General features: G+C 48.3%; 19 protein-coding genes. 5 read left to right on the top strand and 14 right to left on the bottom strand.

What is annotated here, in order from left to right; genetic code table 11:
• Nucleotides 1-8 precede the first annotated feature (8 nt).
• From U5R06_19640 to U5R06_19665, 6 genes are all read right to left on the bottom strand, one after another.
• Nucleotides 9-1259 carry a hypothetical protein gene (locus U5R06_19640; GenBank protein ID MDZ7724957.1) on the bottom strand — a complete coding sequence of 417 codons (1251 nt, stop codon included), beginning with the start codon at nt 1257-1259 and terminating at the stop codon, nt 9-11.
• Nucleotides 1259-4279: an acyl-CoA dehydratase activase gene (locus U5R06_19645; GenBank protein ID MDZ7724958.1), complete on the bottom strand. Its 3021-nt coding sequence runs from the start codon at nt 4277-4279 to the stop codon at nt 1259-1261. The genes U5R06_19640 and U5R06_19645 overlap by 1 nt, the downstream gene beginning before the upstream one ends.
• A gap of 212 nt (nt 4280-4491) precedes the next feature.
• Nucleotides 4492-5103, bottom strand: coding sequence for an FAD-dependent oxidoreductase (locus U5R06_19650; GenBank protein ID MDZ7724959.1), 612 nt, complete (start codon nt 5101-5103; stop codon nt 4492-4494).
• A gap of 107 nt (nt 5104-5210) precedes the next feature.
• Entirely contained in the window at nt 5211-5579 is a 369-nt protein-coding gene (locus U5R06_19655; protein MDZ7724960.1) for an ATP-binding protein, read from the bottom strand.
• Entirely contained in the window at nt 5560-6180 is a 621-nt protein-coding gene (locus U5R06_19660; GenBank protein ID MDZ7724961.1) for a hypothetical protein, read from the bottom strand. Before U5R06_19660 ends, U5R06_19655 begins: the two co-directional genes overlap by 20 nt.
• 71 nt (nt 6181-6251) lie before the next feature.
• Nucleotides 6252-7454, bottom strand: coding sequence for an acetate kinase (locus U5R06_19665; protein MDZ7724962.1), 1203 nt, complete (start codon nt 7452-7454; stop codon nt 6252-6254).
• A 141-nt stretch (nt 7455-7595) separates the two neighbouring features.
• On the opposite strand from U5R06_19665, the gene U5R06_19670 reads away from it, so the two are divergent.
• Complete coding sequence (locus U5R06_19670) at nt 7596-9182, top strand: C69 family dipeptidase (protein ID MDZ7724963.1); 1587 nt, start codon at nt 7596-7598, stop codon at nt 9180-9182.
• Between the two features lie 227 nt (nt 9183-9409).
• Here the strand turns inward: U5R06_19670 and U5R06_19675 are convergent, their stop codons facing one another.
• The 5 genes from U5R06_19675 to U5R06_19695 all read right to left on the bottom strand — a co-directional run bounded on the left by U5R06_19675 (nt 9410) and on the right by U5R06_19695 (nt 13901).
• Nucleotides 9410-9763 (bottom strand): hypothetical protein, encoded by a 354-nt coding sequence (locus U5R06_19675; protein MDZ7724964.1) that lies wholly within the window; start codon nt 9761-9763, stop codon nt 9410-9412.
• A 161-nt stretch (nt 9764-9924) separates the two neighbouring features.
• Nucleotides 9925-10602 (bottom strand): SH3 domain-containing protein, encoded by a 678-nt coding sequence (locus tag U5R06_19680; GenBank protein MDZ7724965.1) that lies wholly within the window; start codon nt 10600-10602, stop codon nt 9925-9927.
• 84 nt (nt 10603-10686) lie between these two features.
• Nucleotides 10687-10839, bottom strand: a complete 153-nt coding sequence (locus tag U5R06_19685; GenBank protein MDZ7724966.1) for a hypothetical protein — start codon at nt 10837-10839, stop codon at nt 10687-10689.
• Between the two features lie 123 nt (nt 10840-10962).
• Nucleotides 10963-12606 carry an arylsulfatase gene (locus U5R06_19690; protein MDZ7724967.1) on the bottom strand — a complete coding sequence of 548 codons (1644 nt, stop codon included), beginning with the start codon at nt 12604-12606 and terminating at the stop codon, nt 10963-10965.
• Nucleotides 12603-13901, bottom strand: a complete 1299-nt coding sequence (locus tag U5R06_19695; GenBank protein ID MDZ7724968.1) for a cellulase family glycosylhydrolase — start codon at nt 13899-13901, stop codon at nt 12603-12605. Before U5R06_19695 ends, U5R06_19690 begins: the two co-directional genes overlap by 4 nt.
• A gap of 111 nt (nt 13902-14012) precedes the next feature.
• Here U5R06_19695 and U5R06_19700 point away from each other — a divergent pair, with 111 nt between their 5' ends.
• Nucleotides 14013-15080 carry a DNA methyltransferase gene (locus U5R06_19700; protein MDZ7724969.1) on the top strand — a complete coding sequence of 356 codons (1068 nt, stop codon included), beginning with the start codon at nt 14013-14015 and terminating at the stop codon, nt 15078-15080.
• Nucleotides 15081-15170: 90 nt separating this feature from the next.
• Here U5R06_19700 and U5R06_19705 read toward each other — a convergent pair whose 3' ends face one another.
• From U5R06_19705 to U5R06_19715, 3 genes are all read right to left on the bottom strand, one after another.
• Nucleotides 15171-15374 carry a hypothetical protein gene (locus U5R06_19705; GenBank protein MDZ7724970.1) on the bottom strand — a complete coding sequence of 68 codons (204 nt, stop codon included), beginning with the start codon at nt 15372-15374 and terminating at the stop codon, nt 15171-15173.
• A gap of 42 nt (nt 15375-15416) precedes the next feature.
• Nucleotides 15417-15872, bottom strand: coding sequence for a UPF0158 family protein (locus tag U5R06_19710; protein ID MDZ7724971.1), 456 nt, complete (start codon nt 15870-15872; stop codon nt 15417-15419).
• A gap of 537 nt (nt 15873-16409) precedes the next feature.
• Nucleotides 16410-19010: a hypothetical protein gene (locus U5R06_19715; GenBank protein MDZ7724972.1), complete on the bottom strand. Its 2601-nt coding sequence runs from the start codon at nt 19008-19010 to the stop codon at nt 16410-16412.
• Between the two features lie 903 nt (nt 19011-19913).
• On the opposite strand from U5R06_19715, the gene U5R06_19720 reads away from it, so the two are divergent.
• Genes U5R06_19720 through U5R06_19730 form a run of 3 tightly spaced genes read left to right on the top strand, consistent with a single transcriptional unit; the run spans nt 19914 to nt 25001 of the window.
• Nucleotides 19914-22211: a GH92 family glycosyl hydrolase gene (locus U5R06_19720; protein ID MDZ7724973.1), complete on the top strand. Its 2298-nt coding sequence runs from the start codon at nt 19914-19916 to the stop codon at nt 22209-22211.
• Between the two features lie 26 nt (nt 22212-22237).
• Entirely contained in the window at nt 22238-23182 is a 945-nt protein-coding gene (locus U5R06_19725) for a nucleoside hydrolase (protein ID MDZ7724974.1), read from the top strand.
• 22 nt (nt 23183-23204) lie between these two features.
• The gene (locus tag U5R06_19730; GenBank protein ID MDZ7724975.1) at nt 23205-25001 is read left to right on the top strand and encodes a hypothetical protein; all 1797 of its coding nucleotides are present in this window, start codon (nt 23205-23207) and stop codon (nt 24999-25001) included.
• Nucleotides 25002-25143: the final 142 nt, after the last annotated feature.

A 25143-nucleotide genomic window follows, 5' to 3' on the forward strand; every position in this document is an offset into this window, starting at 1 on the left:
CCAAAACCTCACTCTTTTATATTGGCGTTTTGATATTGCCGGGCCAGTTCCATAAACAGTTCCAAATCATTTTCAACAGAGGCCTGGTTGCCGTCAAAATAAAACACCCGCACAGGAAAATTGTTGTGCTCCTGACAAACTCGCGGATATACCGCTTCGGTGACAATACCGTTCATGCAGGAAAACGGGCTGATATCAATCACCCCGGCGGCGCCATGATGATAATACCAAAGCGCTTTGCCCATACTCATCACCATCTCTCCGTTGGAACCTTCGCGCGGCAGATAAGGCCGGGAAAGTTCCAAAATCTCACGAACGTGATGCGGCTCGGGAACATTTTTAAAATCATCTTTAAAAACATTTGTAATCTTTTTCTCATCATGATGCATAACCGCCTGCTTTATTTTACAGCCCAGCATCTGAAAAGACCAGGTTTGACCTGTATCTTTCAAGCGCATTTCTTCTTCATCATGAGTGTACCAAACCCATTCTGCAATATCGGAAATCCAGACCACTCCATTGTATTTCTCAATGTGTCTAAACATATCCTGATTGCTAAAGCTGTTAAACCGGCAAAAGATTTCTCCAACCACGCCGATAATCAGTTTGTCCTGCGAGTAATCAGCAGGGATGCCGCGAAACGCTTCTCTGGCCGCCGATAAAACGTTTACGATCTCGCTTAATCGTTGAGAGTGAGGCAGCGCCCGAACTTCAATAGCAGAACATAGTTCTTTTAGGGACTGTTCAAACACCCGATCCGCATCGCCCGGGTTCAGTTCATAAGGGCGCGTGATTAAATAAAGTTTTCTCAGACAATCCGACGCCACAACTGCCTGCCAACCGGTGCGCACCAGATTTTGTGCTTCTTCGCCGATATCCTGGTATCCATTTGTGCTGGTCGGGGAACAAATCATGACATTTTCTTCCCGGTCGGCAAATATTTTCCGGCAAAGCGGCATATAATGCCCGAATCGGCAGGGACCGTTTGAAGTGGGCAGCATAAACGCCGTATGATCGGGATCATAATCCGGCATTTCCGTTACTTGCAGAAAATTACCCAAAACCACGGCCTGAGGCAGACATTCATCCCCGGAAAGAACTTTTCGCGCGGATTCCAGAGTTTTGGCATCACTTGCCGGTGAAGGCCGGGCATTCACGCCGATAGACCGGAAAGCGGCCGCCATGCACGCAGCGCCCTCATAAGACATTTGCGGAATATATAATGTGCGCTCCTGCAGTGGAATCGATCGGTTATTCATCAGACCAGACTCTTTATTTTTTCCCGGGATTGACCTAAAACATGTTTACTTTGCAAAAAGGCCTCACATCGAGTGAGAATACCGGCATCGTTGCCATGCCCGTCAAATTGCAATGTCAAATAAGGAGAACCCAATGCATCGCGCACAAAATGCTTAATATAGGAATCCGGACCGCACTTGAAATTCGTCAGATAAATCAAGTGTAAATTGTCATGCTGTCCTGTAAATTTGGCGGCCTGCAGGATTCGATATCCATAGGTCCAGAACATATTTTCATGCACATCAGAAACGTTTATATTCTCAATGGGCAGAAAATCCATGGGGATGATATTGATCCCGTACTGTTCTCGGAGTTTGTCAGGAATACTCAAGTTCACCCCGTTATCATAGATGTTATAAGGCCGTCCGACGATCACCACAGCGGATTCGTTGTTTTTTACAATCCGGTCCAGCACGGTTTTTCCGGTCTCTTTGACCCGTTTTTTAAACATCCTCTGAGCATCGTAAGCAAAATCTACAGCCTTTCCACATCGACGCCGTGACACCCCGAGTCTTTCGGCAACCGGATACAACTGTTTTTTGATAAAATCGGGGCCATATCGAAAGCGCAGAACGGGTGACAGCATTTTATCGCGCATGTCCGGGGAACCGGCATTCATCGTCACCAAAGGAAACGTTTGACCCCACGGGCAATACCAGGAAAACACATCGGGGGTTTGCGCTTCCGAGTTGACAGATACCGGTGCAAATATAAAATCCACGTCTTTATCAAAAAGAGTTGCAATATGCCCGTGAGCCACCACGACCGGAAAACAGGGCTCCGCAATGCACAGTTCCCGTCCGGCGCTGATAATCTCATTGTTCGTCGGTTCGGATAAAACAATCTCGGCTCCCAATTGACGGAAAAATGTTTTCCAAAACGGAAAACGATCATAATAGAAAAAAGTCCGGGGAACACCGATTTTTGTATCCAGGCCGTCAGGACCCGGCAGTTCCTCAACCAGCCACTCCCGATAAGCCGCAAACAGATCAGGAATCGTGGGCTGCAATTCCGCTTTCCGACAAGTGCGAAACCGATTTGAACATTTATCTCCCCAAAACGTTTTTTCACCCTCGATGGTAATTTGCTGAATATTGCAGTGATTTGTGCACCCCTTGCAGACAAAATGCCGGATGTCAAAGTCAACTTGATTCAGATCAAAACCGCGAAATCTTGAGCGGACCTGGGTCAAATTTATCTTGTCCCGCGCCAGCAGGGCGGCACCGATGGCTCCCATCACGCCGTTATGAGGCGGCACAATAATCGGTTTGCCCAGAGTGGTCGCAAACGCAGCCGCTACCGCTTTGTTATAGGCCGTCCCGCCCTGAAAGAAAATAGAATCTCCGATTTTGCGTCCACGCACAACCCGGTTCAGATAATTCTGCACAACGGCAAAGGCAAGACCGGCTGTTATTTCTTTAACCGCATGCCCTTTCTGCATATAAGCTGAGACATCTTTTTCCATAAATACGGTGCATCGTTCACCCAGCCGAAGCGGCCGGTCACTTGATAAAGCGTAATCGGCAAACTGCTGTTCAATTGAAATCCCGAGTTTGTCCGCCTGTTCTTCCAGGAAAGACCCGGTACCCGCTGCACAAGCTTCATTCATCGTAAAATCCACGACAATACCATCATCGATCGAAATAAATTTCGAATCCTGTCCGCCTATTTCAAATATGGTGTCAACATTGCCGTCAAGATATGTCGTGGCGATATGGGTGGCGCCCGTTTTGTGCGCGGTAATTTCATCATGGATGACATCCGCCCCGATCAATTCACCAATCAGTTCACGACCGGAACCGGTTGTCCCCACCCCCTCTATTTGTATTTGGTCCTGCCAGCGACGGGCAAGCCTTAACAGTTCTCTTTTGACCACATCCACAGGGCGTCCCTGAGTGGCGGTATAAATTTCATCCAGCACACATCCGGTTTCATCGATTAAAACCAGATTCGTACTGACCGAACCAATATCCACCCCCAGGAATGCATTCAATTTTTCTATGGGTCTGATGGCGTCGGGTTGCGGCGCCTCGATGTACTGAACCTGTTCCAATTGTAACGCGGGGTAACTGGTGTTTTCTTCAAAATCGGTCAACGCTTCCAACCGCGCCCAGCGGCCACGAGACACACCTTTTTCTCCCGCGTTTAGAGCGCAGCCCAGAGCGCCGACAAAGGTATGCAAATCAGGCACAATGAGTTCATCAGTGGATAACCCGCAAATATCCTTAACCGCCTGGACAACCCCGTCATTGGCAGCCACACCCCCGACAAAAGCCACCCGGGGTTCCAGTGTTTTTCCACGCAGGACGGTGCCTTTGAAATTTCTCACCACAGCCTGACACAGTCCCTTGAAAATAACAGCCGGGGAATATCCGCGCTGCTGGGCGTGTATCATATCTGATTTGGCAAACACCGAGCATCTTCCGGCAATAGACGCACCGGTTTCGGCTGTGGCCACCAAATCGCCGATTTCTTTGACATTATACCTGAGCCGTAATGCCTGTTGATCGATAAAAGAACCCGTACCCGCTGCGCAATCGCCGTTTCGTTCATAATCAAGAATCCGAACTTGACCGGTTCCGGGATTTCGGTGCACCTTGAGGAATCGCGAACCATCGCCTCCGATTTCCAGTATCGTTTTTACATCGGGAAACAGTTCAAGAGCGCCAGCAGCGATTGCTTTGAATTCATTCAATACATTCAAATCAAGAACATGTGCAATCTGCACCCCCTGGCTTCCTGTTACTGTGATTTTGAACTCATCTTTAGGAAACATATCAGCAATAGAATCAAACAATATCCGTGCAGCTTTTTGTGGATTCCCCCTGACAGGTTCTTGTGCATAGAGGAATAAATTTTCGCCAAACCTGTATTCACGCCACCCGTTTACCAAAGCATTCGGTATCGTGTTTTTCTCACATATCACCACCGCCTTGGCATTGACGGAACCAACATCCAAACCAATCCTTAAATCCGGCATTTACTCTCTTTTACTCCATTCGTTCTTCCTTTTTTGAATTTCTAAAATAACAAAGTTCAGACTCTCAAACAAGTTAAATATATACTGTTGATTTATCTTTTGTGAATTAATAGCCGAAAAAAGACTCGGATTTGATATTGTTTTCCGATACTCCCAAGCGGTTCAGAATATCCGTCAAATCAGTCACCATCGCCGGCGGACCGCTGATATAATCAGACAGGAACGGTCAGATCATTCACATAATCCCGAACAAAAGCATCATCCAGCATGCGTTTTTCCCCGTTCCAGTCATTATGATGAGTATTGGTTTCAGTCAGTGTCGGAACGTAATTGAGAGCAGGGAAATCTTTTATCATCCGCGTGAAAAAAGAATGGAACGCAGCCGTTTCAGCGGTCTTGTTGCTGTACAGTAACGTCAATGGCGTTTCCACTCCCTCATGATAGTTGTCCAGAATCATTGACCGGAACGGCGTTATTCCAATACCTCCTGTTAAAAAAACAGCCGGCTTGTCCTGATCAAGCACGAGTTCGCCTTTTGCCGGTGTGATTCTGATCTCAGATTCCAGCGGTAATTCTTGCCAGGTTTTTTTGAATCCACTGCCTGTTTGTCGGGTCACAATCAAAAGAGTTCCCGCTCCCGGCGCTGATGCAATCGTGAACGGACGGGACGCGCCTTTTTTGTCTTCATATTTCAACTCGGGCAACTGTACGATGGTGTGTTGTCCCGCTTGAAACCCAAACCCCTCCGGTTTTTCCAGTTCGAATGCCATTGTACCCGCTGCGATGACATATCGGCTCAGCAATTTCACAGCTATCGTTTCCATAGTCTACCCCTTTAAATTTAACCTATAACCTATAACCTCACTCTATTAAACGAAAACAACAATTTTTCTATAACATTCCCCCAAAACTCAAAATGTTTGTCCTGATTTTACAGGGGCAATTCAATTCGAAAACAGGCGCCTCCCAATTCAGAATCAGAGATATCCATACTGCCGCCCAACACATCAACATACACTTTGATCGAGGTCAAACCTAAACCCGTACCCTTTGTCTGAGTTGTATAAAATGCTTTCAGGACATTATTGCGTTCTTCCTCGGGAATTCCCGGCCCGTCATCATGTACCTTGAGCACGGCATTATTTTCATGCCGGTGCAACTCTAATAGTATATGTCCCTGATGATCAATCGCGCGCCCTGCATTAATAATTAAATTGACAAGCAGCTGACGACAGATTGTCGGGCTGCCCTCGATTTCAAACTCTTCTTCCCCTCGATATTCAATGTTGCAATGATTCACTTCCTTGTATTTTCTTAAAAATCCAATCGTTTGCTTGATCAGCTTGGCAAAATCGAAACAGTTCCAGCTCTGATGGCAGGTTCTCTTTACCCGTATTCATCAGACGCTGTGACAATATTTGCAAATCTTTGATCGCTTCCCCAAATTTTTCACGCACCTCATCATCAATCTTTACATCTTTGTTAATTTGGGTGAGCAAATACCAATGGTAATCCAGTATGGTTAAAACATTATTAATATCATGTGCGACGGATGAAGCGAAAATGCCAGCCATTGCCTGGCGTTGAGAAATCAAAAGTTCATTTTTTTGGGCCATTATTTCTTCATGCTGATGAGCCAGCCGTTTAAAAAGAATATATAGCAATAGAAAGATCAACACCGAAGTCACAAAGACAAAGACAACCCCTTTTATTATTTCCAGACTGTAAAAATTTTCTGTATTTGCTGCAATATTTTTGACAACATTCCCCGAGATCCAAATATATGCGACACAGACCACAAAGTAAAAAACAGAGCTGAAAAACGCCCATCTGAATGGTTTTACAAAAAAATAATTTTCAAAAAATTCGATATCCCGGCCCTTGCCGTGTTCAGACTTCAAAGTACTCCCTCCCGTTTATATGGTTATTATACATTCTTAACAACGTTTAGATCACGAATAATCCTGTGTTTTTAAAACAATTTTTCACCTCTCTCTGATTGATCCAGAATGGCCCGGGTATCTCGGGCGATGGCCAATTCTTCATTTGTCGGGATCACCAGTACCTTGACACGCCCTTTGCCGATATCTAAATCATTCCTTTCATTTCTTTGATGATCAAGCAGTAAACCGAATGCATTCAGATTAAATACAATTTTCCCCCGTATATAAGCTGAATGCTCACCGACACCGGCGGTAAAGATCAGAACATCTAGCCCGCCCATCAGGCACATATAAGCGCCTATGTATTTTTTTACGCGATGAGCATAGAGTCTTAGTGCACAATCTGCAGCCGAATCACCGTTTTTAGCGTTTTCCTCTGCAACTCGAAAATCCGTCGTGCCGCACAGGGCTTTTAATCCGCTTTCCCGGTTCAAGACAGTGTCAATTTCTTCTACCGACAATCCTTCATGTTTGGCAATAAAGGGTATAATGGCGGGATCAATATCGCCGCTCCGAGTGCTCATGACAAGGCCTTCCAGCGGTGTAAATCCCATACTGGTTTCCACGCAACGGCCATTTTGTGTCGCGCAAACACTGGCGCCACTGCCCAAATGGCAACTGATGATCCGTAACGCCTCCAGCGGCTGTTGAACGATCTCTGCAGCCCGGCTGCTCACATAGGAATGGGACGTACCATGAAAGCCATATCGCCGTATATGATGTTTCGTTTTCCAGGGTTCCGGGATGGCATAGTCATATGCAGCCTGAGGAAGCCGGGCGCCATAGGCTGTATCAAATACGGCGACTTGAGGTGTATCCGGAAATAATTTTTGACAGGCTGATATTCCTTCCAGATTCGGCGGATTGTGTAACGGACTGAGAGAAATGACGGCGTTGATTGCTTTGATCACCTGTTCAGTAATCAAAGTTGATTGATCAAATTCCGGCCCGCCATGTACAACACGATGTCCGATGGCCGAAATCTCGGTTTTTTTGCCGATCACGCCATACCGCTTATCCAGCAACGTGTCAAGGACGAGTTGAATCGCATGTTCATAAGAGCTAATATCAAGACTCTGTGTCAGTTCTTTGTTATCACCCGTTTTAAAAAAAAGTTGAGAGGCATGGCCGATTTCTTCGACAATTCCCCCGGCCAGTTCGGTTTCATCTGCCATTTCTAATAATTTAAACTTTACAGAAGAACTTCCGCAGTTGAGTACCAGAACTTTCATTTGGCGCCTCCGGTTAAAAGTGTACAGCAGAGAATAACAGGAATATGATAAATAAAGCAGTGAAATCCAAGTCCCGTTTGAAAAAATATTTGGATTTCAGGATTTTGGCGTTAAATTAGTGCTAAAACAAAGGAGAGCTTTATGCCGAAAACATGTATCGTACTATTTACCATTATTCTTCTCATGCAACCACTATCCGCAAAACAGGACTGGGAAGGCGACCGGCCGGACGGCTGTACCAGTATCACGGTAGGAAAACTGGCATCCGACGACGGTTGGGTCAGCACCTCGCATACCTGTGACAGTCACAGAACACGATCCTGGCTGGACATCACAAAACGACAAACCCATACACCGGGATCCAAAGTCACCATGCGGAAGCGGGTCAATGATGACTCTAAAACCATGCCTACGTATAAAAAAATTGAAACCGGACAAATTACTCAAGCAGATACAACCTATGGATTTATCAATACAGCTTATCCCTGTATGAATGAACATCAATTGGCTATTGGAGAATCGACGTTTGGAGGCCGGGAAAGCCTTCGTTCCGAAAAAGGATTGATTGACTGTCAGCAGTTGGTCCAGCTGATGCTGGAACGCTGCAAAACAGTTAAAGAGGCGATCCATTTGTCCGGAACGCTTTTAAAGACCTATGGATGGAATGATTACGGCGAATGCCTGACCATTGCAGACACAGAACAAGTCTGGCACCTTGAAATTGTCGGTCCCGGAAAAGGCAACAAGGGAGCCGTCTGGGCCGCACAACGCGTGCCGGACGACCATGTATCCGTGAACGCCAATGCCAGCCGGATCCGCCAGGTCGATGTGAGCGATAGCGAATATTTTCTCGCCTCGGAAAATTTGACTCAAGTAGCCCGGGACAGCGGGTGGTGGGCTCCGGAAGACGGTCCGTTTGAGTTCTGTTATGCCTACGACCCGGAAGGACGCGAATCTTTTGCCGGACGTCGACGCGAATGGCGTGTTCTCAGTCTCATGGCGCCTTCTCTGAACCTGCATCCGAATGCGGAAAACTTTCCGTTTTCTGTAAAACCGGACGAACCGGTGAGCCTGCAAAAAATCATATCCATTTTTCAGGATTATTACGAGGGCACAGACTATAACTTTGTCAAGAATATCACGGTCACCGATGACAGCGGTTACACGATTCTATCCCCGCTGGCCAACCCGTTTATGCCCTATGATATGAACAAGGTATTCGACATCAACGGCGGCTGGGGATGGCGCGGGGAACGCACGATCGCACGCTGGTATACCATGTACGCCACCATTACACAGTCCAGAGCCGATCTACCCGATGAAATCGGCGGTGTGGTCTGGATGGCGATGGACAATGTCGCCAGTTCCATCTATACTCCCATTTACTGCAGCGCCGCCGATGTGGCGAAACCCTACAAAGTGCCGGGCCGGGTGAACGGCTATACCCGGGAAAGCGCCTGGTGGGCCTTTAATCGGTTGGGCACCCTCACCGCCCAGCGCTGGGGCGATATGCGCCATGATGTACGCGAGGTCTGGGACCCGATGCAGGAAACACTGCTGAACAATCAAAAAGACGTGGAAGCCAAAGCCATGAATTTGTTGAAAACCGACCCGGGGAAAGCGCAAAAATACTTGACGGAATACGGCATCAAATGGGGAAACAAAGTGGTTGAACAGGCTTGGGACCTGGGAGACCTGCTGTGGACCCGGTATGATGAAAAATTTTAGAAATCAGGATGATGAAATACCTGACACAGTCATTTTTCAAAAGTCATAAATTAAGGCACAAATAAAAAATCCCGAAACAGGACTTTTTGCTATCTTGTTTCGGGATTTTAAAATTCTATCGGACAATATAAGCGCTACATTTTGATAGCACAATTTGGGTGAATCTTTTTTCTTTGCGCTCTTTGCTTCTCTGCGTGGTTTGTTTTTTTAAAAGAAACGCATTGATATTATTTAAACAACGGCTGTGTCTTTTCATCCAGCATCACCCAAAGCTCATAAATGCCGATCAGGGTTCCAATGGGAAACTGGATCAAATCCAGAACCGCGATGACGATTGTCAGTATTCTCGCCCAGCGTTGATATTTCAGCAGTCCCAGACCGGCAATGATTTCAGGAATCGCAATCAGCACAAAAAAGATCGCCAGAACGGTGCCCACAATGGAGGTGATTGCCATCGCCTCCGGATCGCCCGAGATCAATCCGCCGCCGGCGATCACGAGAAACAATATCCCGCCAACCATCATTTTGATCACACCAAACACCAAATTCAAAACCGCAACAACGGTAATATGCTTTTCCATTTTTCATCTCCTTTCGTGTGCGTATACGGAGATAATGAGAAAAAGTTTTAGAGCAAATACATTTTTTTCTATTTAAAAGGATATTATCTTGATATCACAAAACCTGTCATTGAAAGACAAACCAATAACGGTTAAAAAAGCGCCTTTAACTTGCTATCAGTCTAGTCATCAACATCCATCTCGTCCCATTCTTCTTTCAAATCATCAATAAACACTGAATTTTCAAAAACCGGATTGGTGATGAGATTGCGTAATTTTTGACGTCTCTCTTCCGAATCTTCAATTTCCTGCAATTTTGTGTATATCACGCCAACGGCAATATCGTTCTCCTGCAATGAGACGGCATCCAGTTTGACCCAGCCTTTGGGTTTATTCTGGTTACCGATAATCTCTAGCCCAATCCCTTCTGATTCTGTCACAGCCACAAAGGACATGGGCTCAAGATTGGTTTCCGTCATGGTAATCAAATCCGGACGCTTGAACACCGGGGTTTTCGACACCACCACACCCGGCTCTCCCTGGGCAATGACGTATTCCGAAGACCAACCGATCGTGCTGTCTGACAGCATAATTTTGTAATAAGAACGTTCAGGTTTGGCCGAATCCGGCTGTGTCATGCCCAACCAGGTTAGTTTTTCTCCGAGAGAAAGGGAGGTGATCCAATCCGCACTCGCAGACGGTCCTTGGCGGACAGAGGCTCCGTCCCAAACACAAACAGCAGGCAAGGAACGGTGTGCCGGCTCGATCGTTTGTTGTTCGACATCATTTTGCTGTTCCGGTTTTGGTTCACAGGCGAAAATTAAAAACAGAACAGCCATCAATACAGAAACATACTTCATAGATCCTCCTTGTTTGCATTCTTTAATTGAATAAAACCCGCACTTTTAAATCCATCCCAATAGTAGTATTGTTCAGACCAGAATTCAGACAACAGCAAAGTCCGCAAAAAACGACAGCCGGGCGCTCGAGTGAGATGGATTGGGGCAATTTTCAGAATCGAAATTCAGACCCTGTTCTTCATGCTCATCCCAGATGGCGCGAGTCGAAACGTCAAGACATTCGATAGAGGCGCACATATCTCCGCGCTCATCTCTTTTAACAAACCGAAAAGTTGATCATTCCCGGTTTGTGGCGGCAATGACCCGGCAATCGATTTGTTTGACTGGGGTGTCAGGGGGCAAATAATTTCATTGTTCAATTCAACCGGGATTTTTAATTTTTTCATGCCAGCCGCGCCCGTCAATGGGATAAACATCATGTTCTTTTGCCCATTGATCCCAGAGCGCCGCCAGATTTTCAACTTTTTCAGGATATTGATCCGCCAGATTTTCAGTCTCCGATCGGTCACGGGACAGGTTGTACAATTCCCATTCGCCCACATAGGGAGGTTCATGCACTTTTTTGGATACCAATTTCCAGTTTCCATCGCGCACGGCCCGATTGGCGGTATGCTCGAAAAAAATGGGTCCGCGTTCAAACACCTCACTGTCAAAATTGGCAACCAGACTTTTGCCCGGCAAGGGATGGATGGGAACACCGTTCCATTCCCGTGGATAGGGGGTGTTGGTAATCTCCAAAAGCGTCGGCATAATATCAATGACATGTCCGATCTGCGGAATGATCTCGCCGTTTGCCTCAAAACGCTGAGGCCAATGCAGGATGAGCGGCGTGGCAATACCGCCTTCATGCACCCAGTGTTTGTACATGCGGAACGGCGTATTGCTGACATTGGCCCACTGTATGCGGTAACTCTGCATGGGATACTCTTGTCCCAGTTCATCAATTTGCTCATAGTCCAGTTCACCGCCCTGCGGTTCATGGCAGCCGCCGTTATCCGACAAAAACAAAACAAGCGTATTTTCCAGCTCACCATATTCTTTTAACACATTGAGCATTTTACCGACGCCCTGATCCATACAATCGATTTGTCCGGCATACACGGCCATGCGCGCATCCCAGATTTGCTTTTCTTTTTCGCTCAAGGACTCCCAGGCGGGAATTCGCGCATCCCGTTCAGACAATGGCCAGGATTCATCCGCTATACCGAGTTCATAAAGACGCGCCAGCTTTTCTTTCCGCATGCGGTCCCAGCCTTTCATAAAAGCTCCGCGGTATTTGGCCACATCTTTTTCCAGAGCATGCAACGGCCGGTGCGGCGCGTAATAGGCGGCATAGAAAAAGAAGGGCTGGTTCTTGTTCGTCTCCATATGCTCGCGCAGGAACTGTTCGCTTTTTTCATTGACCGCCGTGGTCAGATAAAAATCCTCCGGGACGTCCAACCACTCATTGCCCTCAATTAAATTCTTCGGATGATAATAGCCGCCGCCCCCGGACAAATGGCCGTAATAGCGATCGAACCCGCGCTGCAGCGGCCAGTTGTGTTTCGGGCCTTTGGGTTTCATGGTTTTGTCGCTGGTGACATGCCATTTCCCGGTCATATAGCAGGCGTAACCCGACTGCTGCAGGGCCTGGGCGATGGTGATGCAATGTTCATTGAGGTCGCCCGTATAGCCGGGATGTCCCAGATCCGCTACAGTCATCCACCCCATTCCGGTCTGATGCTGATACAGTCCGGTGAGCAATGACGCGCGTGTGGGACAGCACCTGGAGGTATTGTAAAATTGATTGTAAACCAGACCGTTGCGGGCCAGTCGGTCAATATTCGGTGTCTGAATACCGGAGCCCATAAATCCCAGGTCGGAAAATCCCATATCATCCGCCATAATGAGCAGGATGTTGGGTTGTTTGCTCTTGTGAGAATCGGCGCATTGGAAAATTGAAAACAATCCGGCGCTCAATCCCCCGGCTGCAAACTGTTTTAAAAATTGCCGTCTGGATCTCATATCGACCTCCTGTGTTTTGTCATATGTTCATTCACCAGTAACACCAAAGGTTCGTACAGCTGCGCCCGGGAAAACGCAAACTCGTCTACAGCATCATCCCATTCTTTGAAATCCGTTTGAGAAAGATTCACGGCAAAGGTCTCGTGCGCCTTTGTGGTTTCTGCGATCAATTGTTTGTAAAACCGGTAGCGATTTTCCATATCGTCAGAAGCCAATATACTGTCTTTGCTGAACAAATCCCAGAAATTCCAGCCGCCGGTGAGATCCTGCATCAGATGCGCCCATTTGCCGTTTTCCGGCGGATTGATCACCCCCATGGAACCGCAATCCTTGAGCGGCCACAACGCCCAGGATATGGCTTGTTCTTCCAGCACATCCAGAAACCCAGCCAGAGCATCAAAATGATTCGGCAAATGCTGCGGATGACCGGTTTCACCGCAGAATAGCGGCTTGTTCAGATCGCGCAAATGCGCCAACGTCACATCGCGCGCCAGACTCATCTCGATCGGCTTGCGCAAATCGGTTGCATCCAGATCATCAGGGATTTGCAGAAACGGGTAGAGATGAAACGAGTAGGAACAATTTTCATCCGGATTGCTGCGGAACATGGAAAAATCGCGCGCATACACATTGCCCTCGTAGAACAGAATATGATTCGAATCCACTTGACGGATCGAATCTGTACATTGCGAATAAAACCGAAGCATCACCTCGTCATATTCGTGATTAAAATAACAGGGCTCATTCAGCACATCATATCCGCCGATCCATTGCGCATCACTGTAATAATCGGCGATCTTTTGCCAGAGCTCAACCATTTCTGTCTGTGCCGGTTCATCGCCCCAGAACCGGTCCTCCCCGTTCGGATTGTCACTGTGCCAGTCTGGGTTTTGTCCGCCGGGTGCGGTGTGCATATCCAGAATGGCCCAGATTCGATGCTGCTCACAGAATTTGAGCAGTCGGTCGATCTCACGCACCCCTACACTCTTTTCAAACGAACCGGAAAACAAATGGTGATTGACCGGAACACGCACCGTATTTAATCCGAGCGTGGCGACAAATCCCAGGTCCGCCTCATCGGTGTAACAGGTGTAATAGTGATCCCAGAACGCCTGTGCACGCTTTTTCCCAAACGCATGCACAATGGCCTCTCGAATCTGCGCATCCGTGCCTGGAAATCCAAACATAAAATGTTCCAGATTCAGATAGTTGCCCAGTCCGAATCCGCGCAGTCGAACCGGGGCATCATTGTACATGAATGTATTACCGGTGGTCGAAAGAAATGTTTTTTTCATAGTTGGTCCTGTTGTTGTGAGGTGCAAAAAGTGTTTGAGTAAAAATATGTTGCATTATTATAATTCTATATTGTAAAATATTGTACAAGCTTGCTATATTTTGAGGGTGAAATGGCAAACATTTATACTATTCAACAAGCCGCAGAACTCATTGGAGTGAGTAAAGAGACGCTCAGACGCTGGGATAAATCCGGGAAATTCCCGTCTCAAAGAAATCAAATGAACAATTATCGGCTATATACCAAAGAACAAGTCGATAATCTTATTAATGACCTGCAATTGCAATATGGCACAATGGAAATGGGCACGACTCTCGGGCAGCCATATTTCAGCACTGAACTGGGAAATTTATATAACCATGATGTGATTCACTTTTTCAGGAGAACTGACAGCGAGTCCATAGATCTCATATTTGCTGATCCGCCCTATAACATCAAAAAAGCGGAATGGGACACATTTCATTCACAAAAACAGTACGTGGAATGGAGTCTGGAATGGATCAAGGAAGCTCATCGAGTATTGAAACCGAAAGGCACCATTTATATTTGCGGATTTAGTGAAATCCTGGCTGACATTAAATGGGCGGCTGATGATCTTTTTCAGGGCTGCAAATGGCTGGTTTGGTATTACCGCAACAAAGCCAATTTGGGCAATGACTGGGGGCGCTCACATGAGAGCATCCTGCACTTTAGAAAAAGCAAAAAATTCACATTTAACATCGATAATGTCAGGATTCCTTATAATGCGCATACCTTAAAATACCCAAAACGCAGTCAAGCTGAAACGTCTCAATACAACAATGGCAAAGGTAAAAAATATGTATGGGAGCCCAATCCGAACGGAGCCAAACCCAAAGATGTTTTTGAGATTCCCACTCTTTCAAACGGCTCATGGGAAAAAACGCCGCATAAAACGCAAAAACCCGCGGAATTATTGAAAAGATGCATTTTATCTTCCTCCCATCCGGGTGATCTAATTGTTGATCCTTTTGGCGGATCCGGTACAACTTTTGCCGTAGCGGAAGCTTTTGAAAGAAATTGGCTGGGCACCGAACTGAATCAGGCGTATTGTAAAATTATCAAAGAACGTTTATCTGATAAAGAACAAATCAACCGCATCAAACTTGGTAAAGACGAATCAGAAGCGCAAATGAGACGTAAAAAACTACGATCTCAATAGAGTCCATATATCCTCAAGTATAAATTTTGAGAATCTAAAGATATACTGATTGAACGGCGCTTCTTTGGCCTTTTTGGGCCTATCAAAATTCTACTCCTCTACCCGCTTGATTTTCAGCGCCCAGTCCTGCCCGCACAACTGCGGATCATCCGGAAATCCTGACAGCTTTAGCACACCGGCCGTATCAGTCATGGCAACCTGACCGCTTTCCAGCTGCAAACAGTCCTGCGGGTGATACCCGTTCAATGAACAGTCCAAAGGATTGTTGAGTTCATGTAAATCGTTTAAGATCAAAGTTCTTCAGCGGATTTCGATTCGATAGTTTTAAAAAGAGGTTTATTCGTATTCGATGCCGTTCTCCCGGCACCAGGCAATGGCTGCCTGCTCTTGTGCCTGATCCCGGAATTCATACCAATCATCTTCCAGGCCATATCGAATGACAGCATGTTTAAAGCGTTGAAATGCGCCTTTGCCCTGGATCAGGTTGTACAGCTCATTAGCTGTTTTTTCATCAGATACCTTTTGACAAAAGTCACGCAAGAGAGTCCACTCTTCTCTGGCATCCTTTTCCGGAAACTCGATATACTTGTTCGTATCCAGGATATCACGCGCCAAAGCGGCCTGTTCCTGTTCTTCATCAAACAAACCGCTGTCATCATCACTGTCTTCGACATGTAGAAAAATATCATCGGTCACATAGACAATCTCGCCGGTTTCCTTGTTCAGAAAGGAACGTGAAAACTCGCTCTGAAACTCCATTGCTTCCAGAATATCTGAAAGTTTTACATTCATAACGCTCCTCGCAGTTGGTTCACATCAGGCTGACTTTTCATGCGCCTCCTTGCCCTCAATCGAAACACCAAGATTTACTTGATTTTAATTCGGTTTCGGTCATGCGGCCATGCTCCATTTGAAACGGCCTGTCCGTTGCTGACGGCCTCCGGCGCGTCCGTAACAGACAAATTTAAGAAAACAATAACGCAAGCGCTGATGTATCATTGTCCCGGGTTTTCCATTTTAAATAATATTGATATGAACAAAGATTATTAAATAATTTGCACAATATCAAGACTTTTAATGATCATCTTGTAAATATTGACAAAACATAGAACCCCAAAAAGGGTCGCCGGGAGTTGAACTCTTTCCTCACTTTTACTGAAAAAGGCCTGTGGGGCGCGGGCCGGCGATGAAAGTAAATAATTAGACACAACCGCAACACTCCGGTACGATCCGACCATGAACCGCATTCCAGAGATCAGAGCACCATCCAGGCCCTGAAAGGGCGATATCAACACCACTGACCGCACTGCCTCTTGACATACAATCAAATCAACTCGTTTTCAGATTTATTGTTAACTCGTGCGGCCCTTTTCCCTCAACCGCAACACTCAGATAAACCGATTGTTCGACGCTGAGCGTCCGGACCGGAATGTCAGCGGCATTCAGGTGCGCGCTGCGAACCCGGGCGCCTTCCGGCAGCAGCAGGTCCACCTGACTGTGATCCGCACTGCCGGTAAAGGTCAGGGATAATTGTTTGGACGATTGATCGTACCGGTATTCATAGGACACATAACCGCCGGACGCTTCGTACTTTGCTGTGGCCGATACCTTTTTCACCCCCGCTGCGCTCCAGCGCGGCGCAATTCGCGCCCGGTCAAAAGCAGTGCCCGCATTCTGTATGCCCGCCAGGCCTTCCATCAGCGCGTACATGCACTCGGCTGCCGCCCACTGCTGTGGAATCGTGGACACGATACTCGGTTTGAAATACACCTGTGCGTCACACAGCGTGAGACCGAGGATCATCCATTTCACGTCGGATTTCATGGCATTGAATTCAATGGATTCGATCACGTTGTCGGGATTCGGATTGTTCAGGCCAAACACATACACCCCCACATCGTTGGTCACCGGATTTTCTCCCCTCCAGGCGACTTTTATCTGCGGGATGCCTTTGCGCGGATTCGGCACCGACGGCTGCCACCAGTTACCGATCTCTTTTGCACCGACCGTGTACATGTAGCGGGTGTGCGAGCTGCCGTCGGCATAGTGCAGAGTCACGGACCCGGCGCACAATGCGTTGCCCGCGCCGCCGCCCATGGTATGCAAAACATACAGACTGGCGGCTTTTTGATTCAGATTCAGGGTCGACTCTTGTTTGTAATCGGGGTCTCCGGACAGCGCAAGAACCGCGCGCCGGCTGTTTTTCGCCGGATCGATCACCGCAAACGGAATATCGTGAAACACCTGGTCCCCGACCGGCATGTTGCGCAGATCATTGTCGCCCTCACCGGTCCAGCCCGGCACACCGGGCGCGCCGTCGCCATGCAGATCGGCGTTGGCCGCATCCCGCAGATCGAGTGTGGTAAACTCGCGCGGCGGCGGTGGAATAATTTTACCCTTGTAACAGCCCTGAATGACATTGTTGGTCTGTTGCGCCAGATCGTACACACGCCGCAGGATATCGGCGCCATAGGACTCGTAACCGTGCTCCAGCGCACCCCGGGCCAGTTCCCCGGCGGCGATCGGCGACACGCCGCCGTTCATATATTCCCATTTGTTCACATGCCAGCCTTTTTCAAAGGGCGGATAACAGCAGTACCACTCACCGGGCGACGTCTCGGGCATCTGTTCACGGATGCGCTGATAAGTGCGGATAATCGCCACCGCCTGTTCGTGCGTCACACCGTGATTCAGCGCCCAGGCATTCGACAGAGTCACCTGTTCCAAAGTATCCGTATCGCCGAAATCCCGCTGCACCGGATCAATGGGGATCTGATGCGTGTAAAACCGGCCGTTCCAGGACAACTCGTCAATGCGGCGTTTGAGACCGCGCCCCAGTTTTTCCATGCGTTTCGCCTCATCCGCGCGACCGGCCGCCCGCAGCATCTCGGACAAATACAGGCAGCTCTGTGCCAGTCGCACATTGTCGCCGTACATGATGTTGAATTTGGTCTTGTCCAGATATACGCGCATAATGTCGCCGCCGGCGCGTTCGGCGTCCTCAATGCTCTGGAAATCCCAGATATCAATGGTATAGCCGCGTTTGAGCAGTTTGTACTCCTCGGACCAACGATAGGGATCGGTGGTGGCATAATCGACCGCTTTCAGCATGCTGTCCAGTTTTCTCTGCATCCAGTTGAAATCGCCGGTGATCTTCCAGACATCGTACACCGATTCCAGATAGGTAAACTCGGCGATATTCTCCACCGGCACGCGCACATAGATGCAGGAGGAATGCTCATCCTCGGGAACCGTGACAAAATTGCCGTAATCAAAGCGGTCCGACCAGGATGAGGTGTGACTATAGGGGTGTTTGTAATTGTCATGAATCATCCCGTCTTTGCGTTGACCGTCCGTATACAGATTCACGCCGGATTTCAGCATACGATAAAAATATTTTTTGCCTTTGGCGATATACATATGATCCTGGAACCAGCTGGAGTAATAGTGATAGAGTTTGCCATTCATGCGCCGGGTCTGGGCCACGCCATAACCGCTGTGATCCATGGTATAGCGCAGCATATCCATGATGCGAGAAAACTCTTGTTTTTCATCCCGGATTGCACTGTGACAATCGACATGAAAAGCGGCCACGTCCTGTTCTGCTCCCGTTTTCGAGCGCATCACAATGAAATGATGTCCCAGGGTCCCGCCGATGCGGATGCGGTTTTCAGATTCGGATTTAAACTCGTGATACACACTGCCGCGGCTGTCCAGCACCTGAATCTGCCGTCCGGCAGGCGCGGTGAACTGTAATATCTGCAAGGGATGGTAACAGGATGTGTCGGAGATGGAACCGATTTTTAACTCGGCTCCGTCCAGACGGCCGTTGTCCATTGCCAATGCCTGTCCCCCACTCACTGCTGCAGCTGCGCCCATCACAGACACATTCAGCAAAAAAGACCGCCGGTTCTGCTGTGCTGTTGTCATAGTTTCACCTTGATAGTTTTTTGATACAAGTATATCAAGATTATCAAATAATTCTTACAATATCAAGCGTTTTTATACTTGTTTTGTAAAATATTGTCGGTGTCTATAGCCAGAAACCGCCGGGACCCGTTCTGAAGAAAAAGTATACGTACAACTGCTGATGATTTATACGTATACTTTTGCGGGATGATTAGATTTGGGCTTTCAGGAATGACAGTAAAAAGGAGGAAGGAAAGAGTGAAACCCGTTTTAAGTGACAAGTTTTAAGAAAAGTGACCGCTAAATCCATCTCCATACCATAAGATTTAAAGGTGAAAGACTCCCCCTCGATGCAGCCAGGCCGCCCGCTCCATATAATAGTAGGTCGACCAGGCTAGTCGACCGCCGAAACCGGACTGGGTACACCAGACAATCGTCCTGACTCGTTTCAGAATCAAAGCGTTTGCATGAACAATCAAATCAAGACAGAAAAAGTCCCCAAATCCTCCCGTTGAGTTTACCGGATATTAATAACCTGATTTTTAGGGAAAAGTATCCCCCTCCTGAACACAATTCGATTCATCACATCGCGGCTGCCTATCCATTTTTGACAAATTTTTCTCACTCTCCCATGCTCCCGCACCTCGTATCCCTCACCTCAAACCCCGTACCCATACCCGTATTTCATACTGCTGTATCTGATCCCGCCTCAAAATCCTTGATTAATTCAACCATAATGCGTATTATTCCCTACTGGTACATAACAGTCCGATAAACTTGTTCCAGCAGGAGCATCCATGACAAGCATCCTGTTCCCCCTATTTAATATGACTATTGCCATTTTTTACCAGGACATTAGGCTGGCGCGAATCACCACTTGTTTTTTCGACACAAAAAAATACATTATAAAATAAAAGGATCAACATGTCCATAAAAACATTCATTTTAATATTTCTGCTCCCGGTTCTGACTCTACACGCCGGTAAACCGCCGGTTGACCAGGTCAATGTGTTCACCGGCACCTCCAATTCCCGCTGGATGCTGTTCCCGGGCTCCTGTATGCCGTTCGGACTGGTCAAACTGAGTCCGGATAACCAGGAAAACGTCTGGAACGGAGGCTATGAATATACGGTGGGCAGTATTTCCGGATTCAGTCATCTGCATGGGATGAGTCTGAGCGGGGTCAGTTATATGCCAGTGTCCGGGAACCTGGAGTTCGGCGAAGAATACAGCAAACTGTTTCCCGGACAGGCGGACGGTCCGTTCGGGCATATGTGGACAGCCGGTTACCGGTCGCGTTATAAAAAAGAAAGCGAAACCGGATTTCCGGGATACTATTCCGTGCATTTACTGGATTATGATATCACTGTGGAATTGACCGCCACCCTGCGCTGCGGCATGATCCGGGCGACTTATCCGCAGGGCAAAACAGCACAGCTGCTGCTGAACCTGGACATTCCGGCCGAGGAACTCAACGAGATCAGGGCCACACATGTCACGCGGAATTCGGAGACTGAAATTGAAGGCTTTATTGAACAGTCCAATCAGTACGCGGACGATTACGCGGTTTACTTTGTGTCCCGGTTCAGCGAGCCGGTGGCGAGTATGGACGCATGGCAGTACCAGCCCTATAGCGGCGATAATGTCAAATACGGCACCGCCTGGCGGCGTCCGTACCACATCGAAAAGGATGTGCAATCATTCACGTCCGCGGCCAACAGCGGCGTCATTCTCAATTTCCCCGGGAAAGAGGCAAAAACAGTTACGATCCAAACCGGTATTTCGTTTGTCAGTATTAAAAACGCCCGACTGAATCTAAATGAGGAAATGCACGGCGACTTTGACACCGCCGTGCAACAGGCCCGCCAGGCCTGGAACGATTTACTGTCACGTGTTAAAGTGCAGGGCGGTACACAGGACGACCGGGTGAAATTTTACACCAATCTCTACCGCAGTTTCACCGGCAAGAATATTCTCAGCGATGTCAACGGCGAGTACCGCGACATGTGCGAAAAAATCCGCACGATCAAAGCTCCGGCGGACGCGGTGTACAGCGGCGACGGCTTCTGGGGCGCGCAATGGACCTTGATCCCGCTCTGGACTCTGATCGCACCGGAATATGCCAATTCGATCAGCCATTCTTTTTTAGAGTTGTACGACGCCGGGGGCTGGATCCCGGAAGCGCCGACGGCGCTGGAATATGCCCCGATCATGGGCGCGCAGCATCACAATGCGCTGTTGATCAGCTCCTTTCAAAAAGGTATTGCCGAGTTTGATGCGGAAAAAGCCTATCGCGCCATCAAGCACGATTACATCACGCCCGGAATCGAACATCCCTGCGGCGGATTCGCCGGCAACCGGCATCTTGCTCCGTATATGGAATATGGTTATGTGCCGGAAGAATATGGTCCGGTGTCCAACACCCTCGAATACGCTTATGACGACTGGTGCCTGGCTCAGTTCGCCAAGGCGCTGAATAAGGCGAAAGACGTAAAGACTTTTACCGAGCGTTCGATGAATTATCAAAATGTCTACGATGAACAAACCGGATATATGCGGCGCAGACACGCGGACGGCCGCTGGGTTCAGGACTTTGATCCGTTCCGTATGGGCACCGAAGGCGGATGGAACGGTCCCGGATACATGGAAGGCAATGCCTGGCTGTACACCTGGTTTGTGCCGCATGATCTAAAGGGATTAATTGATCTATTAGGCTTGGAAGAATTTAACAGACGCCTCGAAACCGGTTTTGAACACGGCTATGTGGATCTAAGCAATCAGCCCAATCTGCAGGCGCCGTTTTTGTTCAATTATTCCGGCAAACCCTGGTTAACACAAAAATACTCGCGTCACGTGGTCGATGATCTGTTCAACACCTCCCCCTACAGCGGCTGGGTCGGCGAGGAAGATGAAGGTCAAATGGGATCGTTGTGCGCGCTTTTGTCTATGGGATTGTTTGAGATGAAAGGCGGCTGTTCGGTCGAGCCCTATTACGATTTAAGCAGTCCGATGTTTGAAAAAATCATTCTGAATTTACATGAAACCTATTACAGCGGAAACACTTTCACCATTATTGCGCACAACAATTCCAAAACCAACCGGTACATCCAGTCGGCGGAGCTGAACGGCAAAACCCTGAAACAGCCAATACTGTTGCACCGCGATATTGCAGCTGGCGGCACGCTCGAACTGCAGATGGGACCGGAACCGGACAAAAACTGAACTATTCAATAACAGGAGATAGTATCATGAAAGCAAAGTTCGTTATTCTTCTAGTACTCGGTCTCTCGAGTATTCAGGTTATGGGAGCTGAAAAACAGAAAATTATCTTTGACTGCGATCTGGGCGGAGACGTGGATGACGCCTATGCCGTGGCTCTGGTGTTGAGCAGTCCCGAGTTCGAGGTACTGGGACTGGTCATGGACAATGGCAATACGCCGGCACGCGGTCGCGTGGCTTGTCGCCTGCTGTACGAAACCGGCATGACCCACATCCCCGTGGTGCTGGGCCGTCAGACCGATGACAGCCGCTCGCATCAGTTTGACTGGGCGGACGGTTTTGACAAGATAAAGCCGATCAAACAATCCGGCAGCGATTTTATCATCGAGCAGTTGAACCAATATCCCGGCGAGATCATTCTGTTCACCGTGGGACCGGTCACCAATATCAAGGATATCATCGACAAAGACCCGCAGGCGCTGAAAAAAGTCAAACACATCTATTCCATGTTTGGCTCCTTTTACGTCGGTTACGGCGATTCGCCGATTCCCACCAACGAATGGAATGTGCGCGCCGATGTCGAGGCGTCGAACGCCTTTGTCTCATCCGGCGCGCCCGTTACCTATGCGGGACTGGACATTACCCACATCAAATTGACCGAATCGTACCGCGAACGTCTGAATTTGCGCGAATCACCTCTGACCAATGCCGTGGATGCCCTGTACACCCTGTGGCGGTATGAAGATTATGCCCAGCCAGATCCGACGTTATTCGATGTGGCGCCGGTGGCCATGGTATTGTGGCCGGAGTTGTTCCAGACGCGTCCTGCCTATGTGGATGTGGTCGGCGAGGGCTATACCGTGGTTGTGGAAGGCAGAGACCCCAACTGCGAGATCGGTATGTCGGTGAACAAAGATGAACTGTTAAAACGGGTTACCAAACGTCTGCTGAAACAAAATCTGAACCGCTGGTAAACAAAAAAACAGGAATAGTTTCATGGGTTCAAGAATAATCATCATGCTGTTGTTTTTTACAGCCGTTCTTTATCCCCGCCCCGCGCAATTCGTCAGGGGCTGGAATATCCTGAGCGACGATCAGGCATCCGCAGAACAGGTCATCAAAACCGCGGCTGACCGGAACATCAATCACCTGCAGCTTTCGCATCAGCTGGTCATGAATCTCAAAGACCTGCGCAATCCGGAACGCGCTGCTGCAGTAAACGAACTGGTCGATCTGGCACATCAACAGGGCATCGAGGAGGTGACCGTCTGGGATCACGCGCTCTATCATCTAAATTATTATCCGAAGCGATTCCGCAGCGGCCCGGACAGCACCCTTGATCTGGACAATCCGGAATTCTGGTCCTGGCTGAAAGGGGACTATCGGGAGTTGCTGGGCCTTGTTCCGAATATTGACGGGATCATTCTGACCTTTATCGAAACCGGCGCGCATATCGAAGATCAATATTCGCAGACCATGGCGTCCGAAGCAGAAAAACTGGCGGCGTTAGTAGATACGCTTGCCGGCGTGATCATTGATGAACACGCGTTGAGCTTAACGATCCGTACGTTCACCTATACTCGTTCAGAACTCGACGCAATGCTCAACTGTTTGAATCTGATTCGCCATCCGGATGTCAGAGTCATGAACAAAGAAGTCCCGCATGATTTTTTCCTCACGCATCCGCCGGCCGAATTTGTTGCGGATATCAGACAACAAAGCATCATCGAATTTGACGCCGCGCATGAATACAACGGTCAGGGTATTATTGCCGGTATTTTTCCCGGAATTCATGCCGAACGCTGGAAATACTATCTATCGATGCCGCGAGTTAAAGGCTATGTGGCGCGCACGGATCGGTTCAACAACACGTCGATTATCGGCACGCCCTGCGAGATCAATGTATACACCCTGAAGCGCATAGCAGAGGACCCTTCTGTATCGGTGGATCAAATTTACGATGAATTTATCGTCCGGCATTACGGTGAACAGGCGCTCCCCTATCTCAAACCCGCGTTTAAAAACGCTTCGGACATCATTTCATCCTCATTATACACGCTCGGTTTGACCACTACCTCGCATTCCCGACTGGATCCGGAAAACGATTCCGCCTATCAGCGGCATGTCTCCGGAAAGTGGCTGGAACCGCCGGTCATTCGTATCGGGCATGGTGTTAATCAAGAGTTTCATTATTGGAAAGATATCGTCAACCATCTGGCTCCGGCCTGGTACAAAAGTCGGGAAAGCAATCAGCTGGCAAAGGAAAGTGAATGGGTCCTCGAAACCGGATGGCTGACGCCTGGGGAATTAATGAACGAGGAGTGGCTGGAAAAGATCATCACGGAAAAACAATACGGCGTGCGGCTGGCTGAACAGGCATTGGAACAAGTCAGAGAGTCGCAAGCGTACGTGACTGACCGGAATCTGTACAATACAACGCTGCATCTGTTTGAACGCACCCTGCTGACGGCGCGCCTGCATGCTGCCACGAGCCAATTGTACTATTCATATCGGATCTATGCGCGCGGCAAATCATTCAGAAGCAAAGCGGTCAAACATTATATGCAGGATGGACTGCAACGCACCCGTGATAGTGCAGCTGAAATCCTTGTTTATCCTCACAAAGGCCCAACCGGACAGTATGACTGGGAAGAAGATGCCTACCGGGCCTTGATGATTCACAATGGCGTACGCTATCGGCAACATGACCGGTATACCCGTTCAACATTTCCAAAGATGCCTTATCAGGGAATATCCGGGGAGAAGCGTCTTGAAATTCTGAACCAGAAATGAATGGCAAACGGATTTGTGAACAAAAAATTCGGGGAGAGTGTGAATTCGCATAACTGCATTGGTTCGCCCTGATATCCATATTGAATACTCTTGCACTAAATCCTACTTTCCGCTTGAAATGTTGGCAGGAGAGACGAATATG

The organism is candidate division KSB1 bacterium, from assembly GCA_034521575.1.
GTDB lineage: Bacteria > Zhuqueibacterota > Zhuqueibacteria > Residuimicrobiales > Krinioviventaceae > JAXHMJ01.